Genomic DNA, 16,142 nt, shown 5'->3' with positions numbered 1-16,142 from the left:
CACCTCCTAGAACTGCATCTGCCGGACAGCGGCCCGGGGATTCGGGATCGAGACGGGCGCGGTGGGTGGCGGACGGTGGGGGGTGGCGATGGTTTCTTCGACGCCGCGAGCGCCCCACAGGGCGTAGGTGAGGGAGGTGAGCTGGCAGATGATGCCGTGCTGTTTGACCCACCGGACACCTCCTTCCGCGTCGGCCTTGAGTTCGGCGTGTTCGAAGGCTTCGTCGATGAGGCCGTCGGTGTCGACGAATTTGACGGTTCCGTCCTTCTCGCCTTGGAGGAATTCACCGGTGGCGGCCTTGACGTCGCCGAAGGACATCCAGGTGATGACGATTCCTTGGCGGTCGAGGGCATCGCCGATGGCTTTCGCGGGGTTGCGGGGGTCAACGATGATCTGCTCGGGGTCGACTTTGTCGCACAACTGCAGGATGGCTCCGACGACGTCGGCGGTGACCAGGGCGCCGTGGTAGCCGACCATGCCTTCGGTGTCGCCGGTGTTCTTGTTGCGGCCGGCCAGGGAAACGGAGCACATGGCGCGGCCGGGGTCGGCGTCGATGACGACGGTCAGGCCGACGAGGTCGCGGATGCGCATCTTGTCGATGACCATGGTCTCGACCTGGTCGACGTCGAGGACGCGGATGAACTCTTCCTCGGCGCCGTCGCGGGGGTACCAGTTGCCCTGGGCGAGGGTTTCGACGAGGAAGGCTTCGAGGAGGGCTTCGGAGTTCTGGGCGGCTCGGGCGTCGGCTTCGATGTCGACAAGCTGGGCTCCTGGGCCGGAGGACACCATGGAGGGGTTGCACTTTGCCCAGGTGGATTGGGCGAAGGGGTCATCGTCCTCGTCGGGTGACCACTCCATGAACAGCATGCGGGGGGCTTTGTCGATGGCGGCCCACCGTTTCGCGGAGAACACGGCACCGTGGGCGTGTTCTTCCATGTTGACCGGGGAGGAGATGTAGATGGTCTGGGCGTTTTCCTGGGCTCGGGTGAGCTTGGACAGGGAGGCGTAGGTTTCCTTCGGAAGGTCGAAGCACTCGTCGAGGATGAGCAGCTCGACGGACAGGCCTCGGCCGGTCTTCTTCGTCCGGGTGCGGAAGTAGACGATCGCCCCGTTCGGGAAGGTGATGTTCTCCTTGCCGTTGGTCTTGCCCATGTGGGGCACACCGGGGGTTTTCTCGTCGTCTTCCCACCAGTACATGAGGTCGTCGTTGTCCTCGATGACTTCCCAGAGTCGTTTCTGGGCGTCGACGGCGGTGTCCATGAAGTGGGCGGAGTGGAAGATTTCCTTTTCGCCGAATAGGTAGATGCCGGCGAGTTCGCGGGCGACGAGGACTTCACCCTTGCCGTTCTGTCGGGCGACGACGAAGAGTGCTTCGCGGGCGGCCCACAGGTTTTTCTCGTCGGTGATGCACAGGCAGCGCAGGGCCTCTTCCTGCCAGGGGTAGAGGGTCAGTCCGCACCATCGGGCGAATTCGACGGCCTTGTCGCCGCGAGCCCGGTCGCCGTCAGGGATGAGGGACAGGCGTGGCTCCTGCACTCCGAGGAGCGTCATCGCTGATCACCTCCCGTTCTGGTCAGGTCACTGCTTTGAAGCCCCCGAACTTCTCACGTCGTGGTTTCGCGTCGGCTTTTTTCGCGCCGAACAGGTCGGGGCGGTCTTTGACCCAGCCACGGAGTTCCGCGGAGGCGCGTTTCTCGATGAGGAGGGCGGGATGCTCGACGGGCATGCCTTTGCCGTCGTCGATGATCAGGCCTTCGCGTTCGATCTGTTCGCGGGCATCTTTGGCGCGGAGGGTCAGGCCGGCGACGATGGCCATGGCCTCGAGGTCGAAGGGGTTGAGCTGCCGACCGTCGGCCAGGCGGTGGATTTCCTTCTCGAGACGGGTGGATTGGTCATCGAAGTGCACATCCATCACCTCCCTTCAGGGCGGTTGAGCTTGCCCATGGTGATCATGTTCCGGTTGCGGTGGACGGCGGGCATGGCGATGACCTCGTGGTCGGGGTCGATCGTGCGCAGGGTGGGCATGATCCGGCCGTAGGAACCGGAGGCGGGGGCCTCGGAGAACAAGGCGCCGACGACGTCGGTGAACATGGCGACCTTCGCGGGGTCGCTGGTCATCTCGAAGTGCTCGAGGCGGATGTTCTTGTTCAGGTTCATCGAGGAGGTGATGACCAGGTCCCAGTCGTCGTTGCAGATGAGGACGAACTTGGTGTGGGTGCGGACCGTGATGATCGCGTCGCGGCCGAAGATCTTGGCGATGTCATCGGCCGCGGCCTGGCCTTTCATCTGCCGTCCGGAGTCCATGATGAACCGGATGCGGCGGATGAGGCCGGCGTCGCGGAAGTTCTTCAACGCCTCGATGTCGTAGTTGCCCGATGACCAGGTCGCGACGGTGACGTCGGCGGGCCCGGTGACATCGAGGGCGGCTTGGATGAGGTCGAGGAGGGAGAACTGGCCATAGGTCAGGCCCGAGACGTAGGTGTCCTGGTCGAGACCGGCGATGGACTGGGCAGCGATGCCGGCCCGGGAGAATCTGGCCTGCGATTTTCCCTTCCGCGGCAGGACGGCGGCCGGCTTGATGGTCGCGATGCCGGCGAAGAGGTCGGCGAGATGCTTCTTCTGCGCGTCGGTGAAGGTGAAGCCGTAGTTCGGGGCCAGGGCCAGGAGCGCGGCGGTGAGGCCAGTGTGGTCGGCGCCGGTGTTGGGCATGCCCTCGCCTCCTTCCCGGTTCCTGCAGCTCAGAAGCCGCTTCCTGCTACTGGATCAGCGCCCGAATAAGGCGACGAGAACGCCCTGAACGACATCAGCCTTGCCCCGGCGCCTGCCCGGCGCGTGGCGGCTTTCCTGTGCGGGCAGAGAGACGTCTGAGGTCGGGGAGAGAGAGGGCCTGAGTTGGGAGACCGTGTAGCAGACAGGGCCCCAACCCGGCCAGGATTATCGGCGGGGCCTATCAGTCGGCGGTGCGCGCCGGGCAGCGGACAGCGAGCGCCGCTCAGTCGAGATCGAGGTCGGAGAAGTCGAATCCCACGCCGGATGACGTCGAGCCGGCAGCGGTTGACGCGCCGGGTGTCGTGGGCTCGGCGGATAGCGGCTCCGATGGGTGCGCGCCGGTGATGGCTGGGCGTCGGTGGTCGTTGTCCCCTGCTCCGCGCTGCTTATTGCACGATTCGTGAACAAGTCGGTTGGGGAGGATCTTCGTGCCGGCGTCGCGGATCGGCGGATCATGGTCGGCAGATAGTCGGTTGCCGTCCCAATTCTTCCGCGGATCTCGGTACATCGGGAGGCCGCACCACCAGCACGGGGCGCCGTCCCGGTTGCGTCGGATCAACTGCTCACGGCGCTGCTGGTAGTCCCACCCGTAGCCACGCTCAGTCGTCGTCGGCCTCCGGGCGCCCTTCGCCTTCAGTCCGGTGTGCTCGGCGGCCACGCCGAAGTGGGCGGCGATCTCGTCGGCGACGTACACCGACCGGTGCTTCCCCGCGCTGCAGCCGACCCACACCGACGATGGTCGCTCGCGCTCGATGCGCTCGACCGCCTCCGCGATGAACTCCCCCATGGCCGGCTGCTTGCCGAACCACTCACGCACGCGCCGGGACGTGCCATCCGGCACCCGAAGGGCCGGGACGTCGTAGGGGTTGGGCAGGTGGCGGGCGTCGAGGACCAGGCCTCGGGTCCGTGTCTTGCCCCAGGCGAAGGACCTGACCTTCAGGGTGGGTGTCTCGTACCAGAGGGCAGCGACCTTGAGGAGGTCGGCGGGACGTTCGGCTTTGCAGCGGGCCATGACCACCGACTTGCCCGGGTCGATGACGTGAATGCGAGCGCCGTGCTGCTGGTAGCGCTGTAGGTTCTTCTCCGTGGGTTTCGAGTCGATGATCCACACGTCATGCTCAGCTGAATGCTTCAGGGCCGCGTCGATTGCGGCGTTGCGGGCGGTACGCGCCACGCCGAGGACATGACCGGCGTGCTCATGGTTGCCGACAGGTTGGCCGGCCAGGAGGTTCGCCAGGTGATCCAGGTCCACCCGGATGTCACCAGGGCGGGCATGCTCAGCAACGAAGGAGGTCTTCCCGCCCGCGGGCGGGCCCGTGACGATGTGCAGTGCCACATCCTCACCTCCCCGTTAGAACCTCGGCACGTTCTCCGTGTCCAGCTCAATCGGCGGCGGTAGCTTCCCCTGCGCCGCGTAGAAGAAGCGTTCAAGCACCTTCTCCCCCGCCCCCAACAGTGTGAGCGCGAGCGCTGCCCATTGCCCCTCGTCCAGGCGCACATCGCCGACGATCACGAAGTCGTTGTACCGTCGGCCGCGAGTCCGGTAAGGGTGCCGCGGAGTGACCACATCACGCCAGTCGAGCCCGTGCTCCCGGGCATAGGCTTCCCCCTCGTACACGTTGGGGGCGAGGATCATGACCTCACTCATCGGCGGCCTCCTCATCGTGTAGGGCGTTGACGATCTCCTGGACCAGCAGGCCGAGGGTGTGGACGAACACCTCTTCGTCATCGGCGTCACTGTCCCGGGTGGGCACCGGCAGACCACGGCGATGGAAGATACCGATGATGGCGTGCGCTGCTTCGTGGACGATGACGGTCAGGCTGGGGTCGTGGGGGAAGTAGATCGCCCCGTCGTCCTCAGCGTCCTGGTCGTAGGTGAAGCTGCCGGCATACGCATCATCGGGGCACTCATGCCCGTCGGCGCGCATCGCGGCGAGCGGGTCAGCATGGAAGCCGACGAGGAGGCTGGCCGGGAGGACGATGTCATCCTCAAGGATCCCGATACGGTACGTGCGATCTTCCATGACCCACTCCCCTTCCCTGCTATTCAGTTGTCGACGCCCACCTCGCGGGCGGGCGGCAAGAGTGTGTGAGGCGCAGCGCGCCGGGCCGTGGTCAGGAGTCACAGCCCATCAGGTGGGTTGCTTGCGGGGGCAGTCTGCCGATCCCCCTACGCCTTCGCTGGTCATGGAGGCCTCGAACCTCCACCATCCCGGTTAACAGCTGGGTGCTCTGCCGATTGAGCTAATGACCAATGGCCGGAAGTTTCACGTCATTCCAGCAGCAGACGACAACGCGCCCCGATCCCTCACAGATCAAGGCGCGTGGAGTACGGCCCAGCACGTGGCGGGCCGGCAAGGGGGTTGTGCGCAGCGTCGAGTAACTATCGTCAGGCCCTCACAGCCCGACTCCTGCCCGCTTGGCCCCGGATCCCCATGAAGTGGAAGGGCACGACGCACAGAGATGACGAAACCCCTCGACCCATCATGTGATGAGGAGGGGTGTGCCGTCGTCGTCGAGTATACCCAACTTTGTTGCAGTCGCCCATTCGCGCCGGTCACCTCCTCGGAACACCCGGCGCGCTGGTGTTCGGTCAGGTGGGGTTGGTGGTGTTCAGGCGGTAGTTACTTTCCCTGGCTTCTGTTCGCGGGTTGGGGATGTCCTGGGTGTTGGTTGAGGAGGTCTGCGGATGCCTCTCTCAGTCGGTGCAGGAGGGGCTCCAAGTCCTGGCTCTCGCTGGAAAAGAGGCCGCGTAATCCTGGGAAGAGGTGTTTGTCGCCGTAAGTGGTGGCGTCCTGGAGCGCTTGCCTGATTTCATTGCTCACCGAACGAAGACCTTCGTCTACAACGCTTGAGTCCATGACTTCCCAGGCTTCGAGCATCTTCCGGCGTCCAACTTGAGCCAAGTTTCCGGTGCGCTCCCAAAGGTGGTCTTCGAGCTCCCAGGATCGGTCTTCGAAGGCATCGATATTTTTTTCTTTTGCATCTCTGAGATCCTCAAGGAATGGTGCCTGATTTTGGAGGGCAATACTTTGTTGTTCTCGCACAGCGTGGAGAAAATTCTTGACGGCTGCCCTCTGGCCCTCAATGTGCTCTCGCGCTCGCTGCTCGTCGAGGCGTACGTCTTCCCGGTGGCTTTCTTCAGCCTTGAGAATCCGCTCATGCCTCCGGTCACCAGCCTTGCTCCAGAGTTGAATCAGGCCGGCTATAGCGGAAGCAAGGATGGCTGCTAGGGCGGGAAGCCCCTGGGAGACGACGGAGGCCCAGTCTGCTTCGTTTGGATTCATGGGGATTGAGTCTATGAGGCGGGCCGTTGCCTCTCGGGATGAGCTGGCATGGGTGTAAATGCCGGGGGTGTGTTTTTGGGCGCAGGGATAGGGTCAATTTTGTCGGTATCAGAGCTGTTTTCACATGTCAGGAGTGTTTGTTTGATGTTCGAATCTAAGATCGACTGCCCGGTGGCGATCGCTGATGAGCTTGGAAGCTCGAAGCAGGAGGGCGAAGCTCTCGCGGCGGCCTGGGCTTTGGATCGAGCGAAGCAGGGAGACCGGCTGACCATGTGGGTTCCGTTGAAGAGCACCATCAACAACAACCGCATCTTGTCTTATCTTGAATCGCAGTCGATCGTGAGCGTGACCACAGGACGAGGCGGGAATTCACTTCGAGCTTCCGGGCCAGTGCTTGCCTTCTACGTCCACCGTGAGGACCTGAGCAGGTTCAACAACGTGCAGGGCATGACAGCTCTGAGCGTGGTCACCTCAATGCACACACTGAACGTGTGGGGTGAAGAGCTCGGAGCTGAGGTTCTTTTCCGCAAGCAGAACTCTGAGTTTCCCAGCTCGGTGGCCCCGATCAGTGATGCCGCTCGGGAGGAGCTCGAGCGAGTGACAAGTCGGAACAACACGAACAATCACCTGTCTTCCCGCTACGAGAAGAAAGTGACAGTAGAAGCTCTCATGCGACTGCGAGACCAGGGCGCGCTTCCGGAGCCCGGGGCAGCTATCGAATGGGCAGCAGCCCACGGGTGGCGCAACGACAACCCCAAGATCCTCGGCGAATGGGTCGAGAAGATCGCGGACGGCAGGACCTTGAGACACTAATACCTGACCATTTCGGCGGGTGGCTGGGAAGATACCAGTTACTCAAAGGCCCCGAGACCAAAGAGGCACGAGGACCGAGCGAGTGCTCAAGTTAGTCTTCGATGGAAACGGCTAGCACAGGTCTCAGGCGTGTGGGAGCCTATCTGCTCCCCTCGGCGTCATTAATGTTGATGCTGGCGTCCTCGCCCTCCGGGAGAGATAACTCTAAGAGACGTGCAGGGGGCGCTAACAACAACGGCCCCTCAGACACCCCGATAGGATCCCCCCGTGCCACTCGCCTTCCCCCACGACGACGATGATGACAACCCGATCTGGAAGCGTGAGCCCCTGGTGGACGCCTTCAACTGGGACGACATCCTGAGGCCCAACCGCGACCTCTACAAATCCCCCATGTTCGCCGACCTCGCGGCCACCCTCACCCAGAACTATCGATCATGGGAAGGCGGCCTGAACCCCAGCGACCTCCAACGATGGAAAAATCCCATGTCCCCCCTCATCGACCAACTCAAAGACATGGGTGGAACCAGCATGTCCCGGCACCTCGCCGACATGTGGCCGTCCATCGCCGCGACGTTGCCCAGCAATATGTTCGCGGACATCGCGGCTCAAACACCCCTCCGGGCCGCGATTATGGACGTCGTGGCCCCCAGCCACCAGCAGATCGCCGCTAGCTGGAAGATCGACGAACTCAATAAGATCATCCAGCAGAACCTCACTATTCCTGACCCGGTGATGGAGACATTCAAACGGCGGTGGGGTCTATTCCAGCCGCACGACTACCCCATGGCCCTGCAACTGGCGATGACATCCCCCAAGGTCCGGGAAGTTGCCGAGTCTTTCGTTGAGGAAAACGCCGAGAACGTTGATGAACTGGCCATCCGCGTGACTGGTAAAGGCCAGGTGAAGGTTAGCGAGCTGTCGAAGACTCAGCGGTTAACCTTGTATAAGGAAGCCGTGAATATGTTGGCACAGACGGCGGTCACGAGTTTCACGGCGGGGCACCCTGTTTCCATTGCTTCGCAGGTCACCCTTTCGATTGTGATGTTCATTTTCGCAATCGTGGAGATCGAGATGCAGATCCGTGAGGAGCGGAACCAGGCCGAAGCGGAGGGTAACGAAATTCCTGAGACTGAGTAGTGCCAGGGGTGGGTGTCGGAAGCTCGAGAACCCTGTTTCACATTCTCCAGCCCTTAGCTCTGAGACGACCCGAATTTCAGTCGGGGATCGGAAGTAAAAGCGTAGTGACAGTCGACCACTCGTTGTGCAGCATTGCGGAAACGTCTGGGGTCCCCGGCGCGATGGGGCTCAAGCGAGGCGGCGGCGTAGATGACGATGACGGTAGCTGCTAGGGAAAATTCATAGGTCCGCAGATGGTTTTCCCAGGGCCGATGATCCGCTAGGACTGCTATTTGCATCTGAGTCATCAGGTTCGAGTGAACGTAGTCATTGAGCTGTGAATAGAAAGATCCGCCGTCAACTGGGTCAAGGTAGGTGGCGGCTAGGTTTTCATAACTTCCCGGGATCTTGTGTTCTTTTGTGTATCCCTTTTGGCCAAGGACTTGTTTGAGTTTGATCATCTCTTGAAGGAGGGGGGCTTGAGGGTGTTCAGGTTTTGCTGCCTTGTCATCTCGCAAGGATTTTTCCATCAGGTTAACGGCGCGGGTTACACGCCCGAGAGGGTCTTCCGGCTCGCATAGATAGGCTACTACCGCGGAGGTTTCCACTACGGTTCTAGCTAGAATTGCTGGGGATAAAGGTGCCATCACCCCCGCTGTCAGTATCTGGCCGATGGCATGTAGGGCGCCACCAGCTGATTGAGCAGTCAGGGTAGTTAGGTCATCGGGGAGTTTGGCAATTTCGTGCCGAGCTGTGTTCGGTTCTGTTGCCCCTAGCTGCTCATTGATAGCTGCTTGGGTAGCGTCAGGAAGGGACCGCGGGGTGCGAGCTAGTTCGTTTACGCTATTGGCGAGTTCGATGCAGAGATGCCCGAAGGGTTCTAGTGGGTAATCCTCATAAACGAAGTCCATCTACTTAGTATGCGACAGCAGGCATTCAGGTGACGCCCCCGGCTCGATTCCCGACCACTATCAGATCTTCGTACTACGCAGGATTACAGGGAATCGAGGGGGACGATCACGTCACATTCCTAGTCACTCATCGTTTCCCACCTCCTTCTCAAGCAGACGGCGCATGAACTTCGTGCGCCAGGGCCACCAGGACATGACTCTCGCTTCTGCCTTCGCCCATGCCTGCTCGACGATGACGCGGGCCTCTTCCCTGCTCATTTCGCTACTCATCGACATCACCGTGCACGTCGTAGTCGTCCTCTTCGTCGACCGGCGGCCGGCAGTCCTCGCAAAACATCTTGTCGTCGGTTACGGACCAGTCGCTATCCCACATCATGTCGACTACGCATCCGGGAGTTCCGAAGGCGGTGTATTCCCCGTAGTCATCTTCGATACGTCCACAGCCGTCGCACTTGGCCTGGTAGTAGGTCACTTCATGAATTGCCATCGGGTTCTCCGTTCAAGATGCGGGCGAGCTGGGAGCCGTTGTGCTTCCCCAGCGTGACGACTTCCGGGAACTGGTCGTCATCGTCGTGCAGGTCGGCCTCGTAGGTGTTGTGGTCGCGCAGCACTTCAAGTTCTCGTTGAATGCGCAGGAGTTCGGCGGCCAGGGCAGGCGCCACCGACAGGCCGACCAGCCGCGCCGGGACGTTGACGGATGACCACCCTTCGACGCCTTCCACACGGATCACGGGGAAGGACACGTCACGCTGGTCAGGGTCATCGTCAAAGGCGGGGGAAGTCTCCACGCCGGGAGTGAGGGCGACGCCCTCCCACTCGGCGAGCATGGCTTCAAGCTCAGCGGTGGTGAACTGGCGCAGCTTGTCAGGGTCAATATGGTCAGTCATCAGGGTTCTCCTTGTCCTGGTCGTAGGGGTCCTCCCCCACGAGTCGACGAATAATGTCCCCCAGCCGATAAGCCCGATGACCATCCCGACGAGTCTTCGTTGACACATGACCCCGGGCCGCCCATGACCGGATCGTGGCCTCCGGACACTCCAACCCCTTCGCCGTGAGGTTCCGCTGGATGGAGTCCGCGGTGAGGTAGGGGTCTTCGTTGGCGACCTGGCCGGCGTCCTTTGGTGCCAGCCGACGGTCGAGGGTGCGAACCTGATCGCGCATGAGGTCCGCGAGGTCATCCGCGGCGGGGAAGTCAGTGGCGATGTAGTGGGAGTGCCACTTGATCCACTCACACAGCTTCCGGCCCTGGTGGTGGAGGATGGTCTGCGGGGCGACGTAGTTCGCCGCATCGCGACACATCTCAAAGAGCATGCCGGTGTGGTGGGCGTCCAGCGAGATCATGAGCCAGTTCCCCGGGGTGCGCGGCCCGGGTCGGGGACGCATGACCCGTTCCGTCTGCGGCGCCTGCGCGAACTTCGCAGCATCGAGAGCCTCATAGAGGCCATGGAGAGTATCTGCGAGTTCGCGGAGCTCCTGTTCATCTGCCACCGGTATGCCTCCTAGGGAAATACGAACGGGCCACCCGATGTACTGGGTGGCCCGTGGGATTGATGTTGTGGGTCAAGGTGCGCGGCGGTGGTTGATACTTCATCGACCGTTGCCGGTTCCCGGCACGCTGGCGGGTGTCGTGGAGTTGGTCGTGGAAGGCGGTGATGGCTTCCCGGTAGGTGTCGGCCCACTCGCGGACGACGCGCCCGAATTCCTGGAGGGCTTCCTGCAGGGTGGTGAGTTGCTTGTCGGTGAAGATCGGGTGGTTCCGGTCGGTCACTCGTCCTTCTTCTCCTTCAGTGACTGGGTGATGATGACCCGCCGGCGGTCGATTTCTCTGATGACGTAATCCCGGGCATCCTCGGCCCCGGTGGGGTTGTTGCCCGCGGCAGATCCGAGGATGAGGGCGATGACGGATACTGCGGCGGACATGACCACCGGGTCGCTGGCGAGGGTGTCGATTCTGGCGAGGTCGCCGGCATCATCAAGGTGCAGGGTGATGGTGTTCAGGGACGGGCTCAAGGGGTTCCTTTCAGGAGGTGGATCAGATCATCGACGGTGAGGGTGACCCACTGAGAGCCCGGCGCGGCGGTCCCGTGACGCTTGTGGACGATGACGCCGGTGTGGGCGCCGTAGTTGGCGGCCGCGGTGTGGGCTTCACGCATCCAGCCGGACAGGGCGATCTTCGAGGTGTTTTTGCACTCCACGGCGAGCAGGCGGCCATGGGAGTCCCTCACGTTGGCGATATCGCCCCGGTCGAGAGCCCCGTGTTTCGGCATGCGGTCGATCGCCGGGTTTCCGAGCTCGGCCTGCATGTGGTTGGCTATGGACCGTTCGAATGAGGTGCCGGCCTGTTTTGCCGACCTGCGAGACCGCTTACGAGGGACAGTCACAGCGGCCCACCCCTTCCGAGACGCTTCACGGCTTCCTGCCACTCCTTGATCACATTCCGCTCCCGATCCAGCACTTCATCAAAAAGGCCGCGGCCTTCGCTCTGCAGCTCCTCCCGAATGATCTGATCCAGCTCAGACCGGAGCGCCTGATGTTCCTTCCACGCGGTCTTGTGGAGTTCGTACTTGAGGTCGATGTCGTAGCGCTGGAAGTCGCTAGACTGGTCGAAAATCACGAAGACGGCAACGATCGTGCCGACGACGGCTAGAGCCGCAAGGATGCCCGCTACGGGACCTGCGGGGCCGGGTCCAACGAGCCCCAGAACAATCATCGGAATGACAATCGCCGCCCCCACCATCGTGATGATGGCGGTGACGGCGAGGATCACGTTGCGTTTCGCCCGCTCACGTCTCAGACGCAGACGATAAATCTCAGGTGGGTCAATATCGATCATGGTGAGGCTCTCCTTCCAGCTTCCAGTCGGATACCCACCGAGTTTCGGGCGGGTGGAACCCCGGACGGGTAGCCCGCTGTGCCTGCTGCTTTTCCAGCCGCAGGACCAAGGTGTCGCCGGTCGGTGTGATCACCCTCATCTGCACAGTCACTCCAGGTCCTCCTGCCGAATGATCCCGTCATGGACCAGGCCAGCGATCAGCAGATCATTTCCGGTCCACTTCTCGACGGTGCGCAGACCTTCGACCAGGCGGGCTATCTGATCTTCGAGATTGTCCAGCTGCTCACCGCGCTGATCGTTAGAGGCTCGGAGTTCGCCGATCTTCTCCTTATCGCCCATCGTGGGGAGCATCCCAGCGAAGTTGCCCAGCCGAGGGCGCATCCGGACCCTGTTCTCCAAGTTGAGCTTCTGGACAATGGCCTGCAATTCGTCCGCGGTGTAGCTCTCCTCCGCGACGGAAACGTTCACCACCACCCCTTGAGCTTGAGGCCGGTAGTCACGGGCGAAATCGGCCGCTGACACCGGCCACACCCGGCCATCCGCACCCTTGACAACCCAGTTGCCCGGAGTCAACGATGCCGAGGAGGACAGCACCAGCACATCCCCATAAGGCGCCCAAGATCCCGGCGCGAAGGCAGCCACCTCATCGAGGTTGTTCCCGTCCCAGCGGATCGCCTCCACCGGGGACAGCTTGATGCACTTCTCCGGCCCGCTCATGTTTTCACTCATCGTCTTCTCCTTCCGGGTGTCGGCCGTTGACACGACACTCGCGACACCGCTTGTATTTTTTCGTTCCAGCTGGTCCCCAGACGTTGTCGCCCAGGGCATGATTCACCTGATCCAGCGCCAGGATCATCCGATCCGTGACCACCACCAGACAGGCGGAGCACTGCACCGCGATGACCAGATCCCCGCGGTGATCCCGGGCCTGACCGACAATGTTCGCCGTCAATCCCGGGAGCGTCGGGAACTCCTTCTCGTGGATCTCCGTCATCCTGCGTTCGCCGACGTAGCCGACGACTTCGGTCAGCTCAGCCATGGACCTCGCCCCCAACTCCGGTGATCGGGTCGCTGGCCTCGTAGACATGCCACACGAACGGCGGATCCACGACTGACGCCAGCCAGTGACTCGGGTAGGCATCCGGGATCGGGTTGCCCGTCCCGACGACGAGGAACCGGCGGATGATCTTCGGGGCGTCCGGGTAGACCTCGGCCCACAAGTGCATCGACCGCATCACGAGCGACTCCGGCCTAGCGGGTTGGACGAACGGCAGGACCCGAGCATTCCGCGGCATCTCCACCTCCACGACGTCGGTGACGGGAATCGTGAACTTCCAGATGGCCTTGACGTCACTCACGCACCCTCCTCGACCAGGTCCGCGATGACCCGCAGTCCGTCCGCAGACAGCGCACCCGGCATGATCGCCGATGGCCTGAAACCCTTCACCCCGTCGACATCCACAATCCGACCGGCCTCCACCTCGCCAGGCCGGGCCGGATTCGACATCATCACCACCCGATCACCGCGACGTTCCTCCACCGTGAAGGTGGTTCCCCTGCTCGTAGTCCTGCTCATGGAATTCCTTTCTTCAATGACTAATTCAGGTTGTTGCCCCGGCGGCGAACACGATCGCCACCAACGACACCCATACGAGGGCGTCCGTCCACACACTCCGGCTGCAGCCCACCCGGTAGTCGATGCGCGAGGCCAGGACGAGTGCCCCGGCACTGATCTACAGCAGGTGATCCCACACCAGCCACGCGCCTGCCGCGACGTTTAAGCTCACCGTCGACGCCTGCCCGACAGGTAATCCCCGATCAGATCGAGCACCAGGAGGGTGATCACGATGACGACGGCCAGCAAAACCGTGGTGAACGCGCCGTGCTCCATCGCAGACAGGGCGATCACCATCGCAATCAGGAACCGGATCTGATTCGACATCACGCTCATGCCGCACCCCGGATTGCGTCCAAGCTGGACCGAACCAGTCGAGCAGACGCGTGGATGTCCGCGATGACCCGATGCGCCGGCAGGCCCTCCGGAACGTCCACCGTCACGCCGGCGGCGAGCTCCGCTGCCAGCCGCACCGACGACGCGTCAACCGACCGGTAGTGGAAAGCATCAAGAAGCGCCGGCATCTCCTTCGCCAGGAACGTCCGATCCAACGTCACCGACGACCCCAACATGGGAAGACCCCGGGGAATGTCGTTCTCAGCCATCCACGCCAGAGCCTTCTGGGCCACCGCACCCGGCGCGAACAGTTCAGCTGGCGCGTATGGGATCAGTTCGAAGATTTCGTCGAATAGGCCGTTCTCGGCGTGCATCTTCTCGACAACCTGGTCAATTGGTCCGGCGGCGAGGTGGCCCAGGGCCGCGGGCGACATCACCAGGCTCGACCACTGACAGATCGGGGTCAGGTCCTCCGTGAATGCCACCATGCCCACCTCGAGAAGGCCAGCCGGCGGGGCGCCGTGGGGGTCAAGACCGGTGGTCTCACAGTCGAAACCGAGCAGAGCGGGGGTCATGGGGTGTCCTTCCGATGAGGGTTCGGGTATTCCTGAGGAGTTCTCGACAGGTCGAGGGCCCTCAAGGGTGTCCGTGCGACCTGGTCGAGCTGGGTGGTGAACCTGCCGGCGTTGTGTGCGTACCGGCGGCCGCACTCGCACGTGAACCGGTACTTCGACTGCCGGGCATGCTGGTGCGGTTCCCGGCGGGCCGACCACACACTGGCGCGCAGCTTCCACCTGTCCCCCAGATACGAGAAAGCCCCGAGTTTTCGCTCGGGGTGACTGCCGTTGCCGGTGCAGATGATCGTGATATCAGGCCTCATCGAGGATCCTTTCCAGTGAGGATGAGCTGCAGATGCACTCCAAGGTCAGCAACCAGTTCGGCGGCCGTCCCGTGGCCAGCCAGACGCAGCAACTCCTCTCGGTCGTTGATCAACTCGATGACGCCGGAGACACCCCGCATCAGGCGGATCAGGTCGGCGACAGCATGCGGCGCGGAGGCGATGAACTCGGCGGTCTCCCGATCCAACGGTCCGAACCGACTGTTCAGGGTCCCTACGTCACTCTGCCCGTGCTCCTGGGGTCCGATCTCGAACCACGGTGGGGCGTCCTCGTTCGGGATTCTGCACAGCAGTTCCTCCCACTCTCGTGCGCTCTTCACTGCGTCTCACCCTCCTCCTTCGTGGCCTTCACCACTGGCTTCTGTGCGTGGATACTCACGATGTGGTCGGGGTTCATGATGAACTCCCCACCGTCGGACATGCCGATGGACAGGTTCCCACCGGTGCGTTTCGCATGCAGGAAGGCCCCTTCGAGATCCTCTTCCGTGGGGAAATCCACCATCGTGCCGTCGGTCAGCTTGATGCGGTAGTTCATCAGCCGGCGCTGCGCGACCTTGACGTGGTTCTTCTCATTGGTCATGGGATGTACCTCCTGCGGTCAGCCTCGGCACCGTCGGCCGGGAGATGGGTGTTCCACTCGGCTTTGCACGCCGAGCAGAACCAGACACGGTGCTCCCTCACGAAAGTGAGCAGATCGCCGTCCTTCGAGCATGTCGGCATGAAAATCGCATGCGGGAAAAGACTCACGACTCCCCCTCGCTGGTGGACATCAGATCATCGAGCTTGGCGATCATGGCATCGAGCAGTGAGCCACTCTGCTCGTAGCACCCTGCGAAAAACGGGTGTCGGGCGATCGTGCACCAGGAGGACATCTGCTGCCGCGTCGACTCGTCCTTTTCTTTGGGACCATAGGCAGGACGCAGATCGAGCTGAGTTCCGGTCAGCGGCGTGAGATTTGCACGAGGCGTCCAGAAAAGCACCCCGTCACCAGCCATACACAGGATCATCCCCGAGTCTTCGGCATCCTCAGCGAGGTAGATCATGCGGACCACTTCATCACTCCCGCTGGCATGCGCGCAGAGCCCAGCGTGCTGAGCATCGATCCACTCGATGTCAGCCATCGTGGGGGTAAGGAAGTCATGTTCGAGGTCGTCCAGGATCTCGCCGGCGTAGTTCTCACCGGGGAACTTGGCGAGGCCTTCACGCCAGTCCTTGATGAACTCGCGCAGTTGATTCTTCGTGATGGTCTCGTCGTTGCTGTTGCTCATCAGTCGTGTCCTTTCATGCGTCGCTGCAGCTGGGTGATGACCTGCTTGCCCAGCGTCGTGTAGACCAGGGGGCCGACACGACCGAGACGGCCATCGACCTTCGTCATGCCCCGCTCAGCCATGTACGCGATGATCGCGGCCGGAGCCTCGGCCGGCGGGCGTCCGGTCACCATGAATCGGCGGACCCCGTTAGGCATCCGGCGGATCAGATCATTCGCGGTGGGCTCCTTCGCTTTCGCCTTCTTGATGGCCTCCACGTCTGGGTCTTCAATCTCGACACGTGGCTCAGTTTGCGG

At 62.3% G+C, this 16,142-nt stretch carries 28 protein-coding genes and 1 tRNA gene; 2 read left to right on the top strand and 27 right to left on the bottom strand.

The window, feature by feature from the left end; all coding sequences use genetic code 11:
• Positions 1-6: 6 nt before the first annotated feature.
• From NYP18_RS09155 to NYP18_RS09120, 8 genes are all read right to left on the bottom strand, one after another.
• Complete coding sequence (locus tag NYP18_RS09155) at positions 7-1,551, bottom strand: terminase large subunit domain-containing protein (protein ID WP_259427895.1); 1,545 nt, start codon at positions 1,549-1,551, stop codon at positions 7-9.
• Positions 1,552-1,573: 22 nt separating this feature from the next.
• Positions 1,574-1,912: a P27 family phage terminase small subunit gene (locus NYP18_RS09150; protein WP_259427894.1), complete on the bottom strand. Its 339-nt coding sequence runs from the start codon at positions 1,910-1,912 to the stop codon at positions 1,574-1,576.
• The gene (locus NYP18_RS09145) at positions 1,912-2,709 is read right to left on the bottom strand and encodes a hypothetical protein (protein ID WP_259427893.1); all 798 of its coding nucleotides are present in this window, start codon (positions 2,707-2,709) and stop codon (positions 1,912-1,914) included. The genes NYP18_RS09150 and NYP18_RS09145 overlap by 1 nt, the downstream gene beginning before the upstream one ends.
• 283 nt (positions 2,710-2,992) lie before the next feature.
• Positions 2,993-4,105: a RapZ C-terminal domain-containing protein gene (locus NYP18_RS09140; RefSeq protein ID WP_259427892.1), complete on the bottom strand. Its 1,113-nt coding sequence runs from the start codon at positions 4,103-4,105 to the stop codon at positions 2,993-2,995.
• 15 nt (positions 4,106-4,120) lie between these two features.
• Positions 4,121-4,417 carry a hypothetical protein gene (locus NYP18_RS09135; protein ID WP_259427891.1) on the bottom strand — a complete coding sequence of 99 codons (297 nt, stop codon included), beginning with the start codon at positions 4,415-4,417 and terminating at the stop codon, positions 4,121-4,123.
• Entirely contained in the window at positions 4,410-4,793 is a 384-nt protein-coding gene (locus NYP18_RS09130) for a hypothetical protein (RefSeq protein ID WP_259427890.1), read from the bottom strand. The genes NYP18_RS09135 and NYP18_RS09130 overlap by 8 nt, the downstream gene beginning before the upstream one ends.
• A gap of 157 nt (positions 4,794-4,950) precedes the next feature.
• A tRNA-Asn gene (locus NYP18_RS09125) sits at positions 4,951-5,023 on the bottom strand.
• Positions 5,024-5,393: 370 nt separating this feature from the next.
• Complete coding sequence (locus NYP18_RS09120) at positions 5,394-6,056, bottom strand: hypothetical protein (protein WP_259427889.1); 663 nt, start codon at positions 6,054-6,056, stop codon at positions 5,394-5,396.
• A gap of 144 nt (positions 6,057-6,200) precedes the next feature.
• Between NYP18_RS09120 and NYP18_RS09115 the strand changes: the two genes are divergently transcribed.
• Together NYP18_RS09115 and NYP18_RS09110 are read left to right on the top strand one after the other, a co-directional pair.
• Positions 6,201-6,869 (top strand): DUF1889 family protein, encoded by a 669-nt coding sequence (locus NYP18_RS09115; protein ID WP_259427888.1) that lies wholly within the window; start codon positions 6,201-6,203, stop codon positions 6,867-6,869.
• A gap of 267 nt (positions 6,870-7,136) precedes the next feature.
• Entirely contained in the window at positions 7,137-8,006 is an 870-nt protein-coding gene (locus NYP18_RS09110) for a hypothetical protein (RefSeq protein WP_259427887.1), read from the top strand.
• Positions 8,007-8,059: 53 nt separating this feature from the next.
• Here the strand turns inward: NYP18_RS09110 and NYP18_RS09105 are convergent, their stop codons facing one another.
• The 19 genes from NYP18_RS09105 to NYP18_RS09015 form a co-directional block, all read right to left on the bottom strand.
• Positions 8,060-8,896 carry a hypothetical protein gene (locus NYP18_RS09105; RefSeq protein WP_259427886.1) on the bottom strand — a complete coding sequence of 279 codons (837 nt, stop codon included), beginning with the start codon at positions 8,894-8,896 and terminating at the stop codon, positions 8,060-8,062.
• 123 nt (positions 8,897-9,019) lie between these two features.
• Entirely contained in the window at positions 9,020-9,154 is a 135-nt protein-coding gene (locus NYP18_RS09100) for a hypothetical protein (protein WP_259427885.1), read from the bottom strand.
• Between the two features lie 4 nt (positions 9,155-9,158).
• Positions 9,159-9,383: a hypothetical protein gene (locus NYP18_RS09095; protein ID WP_259427884.1), complete on the bottom strand. Its 225-nt coding sequence runs from the start codon at positions 9,381-9,383 to the stop codon at positions 9,159-9,161.
• Positions 9,370-9,783, bottom strand: coding sequence for a hypothetical protein (locus NYP18_RS09090; RefSeq protein ID WP_259427883.1), 414 nt, complete (start codon positions 9,781-9,783; stop codon positions 9,370-9,372). Before NYP18_RS09090 ends, NYP18_RS09095 begins: the two co-directional genes overlap by 14 nt.
• The gene (locus NYP18_RS09085; RefSeq protein WP_259427882.1) at positions 9,776-10,384 is read right to left on the bottom strand and encodes a hypothetical protein; all 609 of its coding nucleotides are present in this window, start codon (positions 10,382-10,384) and stop codon (positions 9,776-9,778) included. The genes NYP18_RS09090 and NYP18_RS09085 overlap by 8 nt, the downstream gene beginning before the upstream one ends.
• A complete protein-coding gene (locus NYP18_RS09080) occupies positions 10,374-10,664 on the bottom strand; it encodes a hypothetical protein (RefSeq protein WP_259427881.1) in 291 nt (96 codons plus the stop codon). The genes NYP18_RS09085 and NYP18_RS09080 overlap by 11 nt, the downstream gene beginning before the upstream one ends.
• On the bottom strand, positions 10,661-10,906 hold the full coding sequence (locus tag NYP18_RS09075; protein ID WP_259427880.1) for a hypothetical protein: 246 nt from the start codon (positions 10,904-10,906) through the stop codon (positions 10,661-10,663). The genes NYP18_RS09080 and NYP18_RS09075 overlap by 4 nt, the downstream gene beginning before the upstream one ends.
• Positions 10,903-11,199, bottom strand: coding sequence for a hypothetical protein (locus NYP18_RS09070; protein ID WP_259427879.1), 297 nt, complete (start codon positions 11,197-11,199; stop codon positions 10,903-10,905). Before NYP18_RS09070 ends, NYP18_RS09075 begins: the two co-directional genes overlap by 4 nt.
• 74 nt (positions 11,200-11,273) lie before the next feature.
• Entirely contained in the window at positions 11,274-11,729 is a 456-nt protein-coding gene (locus NYP18_RS09065) for a DUF4231 domain-containing protein (protein WP_259427878.1), read from the bottom strand.
• Positions 11,730-11,876: 147 nt separating this feature from the next.
• Positions 11,877-12,458, bottom strand: a complete 582-nt coding sequence (locus NYP18_RS09060; RefSeq protein ID WP_259427877.1) for a hypothetical protein — start codon at positions 12,456-12,458, stop codon at positions 11,877-11,879.
• Positions 12,451-12,768 (bottom strand): hypothetical protein, encoded by a 318-nt coding sequence (locus NYP18_RS09055; protein WP_259427876.1) that lies wholly within the window; start codon positions 12,766-12,768, stop codon positions 12,451-12,453. Before NYP18_RS09055 ends, NYP18_RS09060 begins: the two co-directional genes overlap by 8 nt.
• Positions 12,761-13,087, bottom strand: a complete 327-nt coding sequence (locus tag NYP18_RS09050; protein WP_259427875.1) for a DUF7352 domain-containing protein — start codon at positions 13,085-13,087, stop codon at positions 12,761-12,763. Before NYP18_RS09050 ends, NYP18_RS09055 begins: the two co-directional genes overlap by 8 nt.
• Positions 13,084-13,305: a hypothetical protein gene (locus tag NYP18_RS09045; protein WP_259427874.1), complete on the bottom strand. Its 222-nt coding sequence runs from the start codon at positions 13,303-13,305 to the stop codon at positions 13,084-13,086. Before NYP18_RS09045 ends, NYP18_RS09050 begins: the two co-directional genes overlap by 4 nt.
• Before the next feature lie 207 nt (positions 13,306-13,512).
• Positions 13,513-13,680, bottom strand: coding sequence for a hypothetical protein (locus tag NYP18_RS09040; RefSeq protein ID WP_259427873.1), 168 nt, complete (start codon positions 13,678-13,680; stop codon positions 13,513-13,515).
• Entirely contained in the window at positions 13,677-14,255 is a 579-nt protein-coding gene (locus NYP18_RS09035) for a 3'-5' exonuclease family protein (RefSeq protein ID WP_259427872.1), read from the bottom strand. Before NYP18_RS09035 ends, NYP18_RS09040 begins: the two co-directional genes overlap by 4 nt.
• Positions 14,256-14,556: 301 nt before the next feature.
• On the bottom strand, positions 14,557-14,898 hold the full coding sequence (locus NYP18_RS09030) for a hypothetical protein (RefSeq protein WP_259427871.1): 342 nt from the start codon (positions 14,896-14,898) through the stop codon (positions 14,557-14,559).
• Positions 14,895-15,158, bottom strand: a complete 264-nt coding sequence (locus NYP18_RS09025) for a hypothetical protein (protein WP_259427870.1) — start codon at positions 15,156-15,158, stop codon at positions 14,895-14,897. The genes NYP18_RS09030 and NYP18_RS09025 overlap by 4 nt, the downstream gene beginning before the upstream one ends.
• Before the next feature lie 163 nt (positions 15,159-15,321).
• Positions 15,322-15,846 (bottom strand): hypothetical protein, encoded by a 525-nt coding sequence (locus NYP18_RS09020; protein WP_259427869.1) that lies wholly within the window; start codon positions 15,844-15,846, stop codon positions 15,322-15,324.
• A complete protein-coding gene (locus NYP18_RS09015; RefSeq protein WP_259427868.1) occupies positions 15,846-16,043 on the bottom strand; it encodes a hypothetical protein in 198 nt (65 codons plus the stop codon). Before NYP18_RS09015 ends, NYP18_RS09020 begins: the two co-directional genes overlap by 1 nt.
• Positions 16,044-16,142 lie beyond the last annotated feature (99 nt).

This window comes from Corynebacterium lemuris (assembly GCF_024919295.1).
In the GTDB taxonomy this organism is placed as follows: Bacteria; Actinomycetota; Actinomycetes; order Mycobacteriales; family Mycobacteriaceae; genus Corynebacterium; species Corynebacterium lemuris.
Note: the sequence above shows the minus strand (reverse complement) of the source record. Positions and strands in the feature narration are given on the sequence as shown.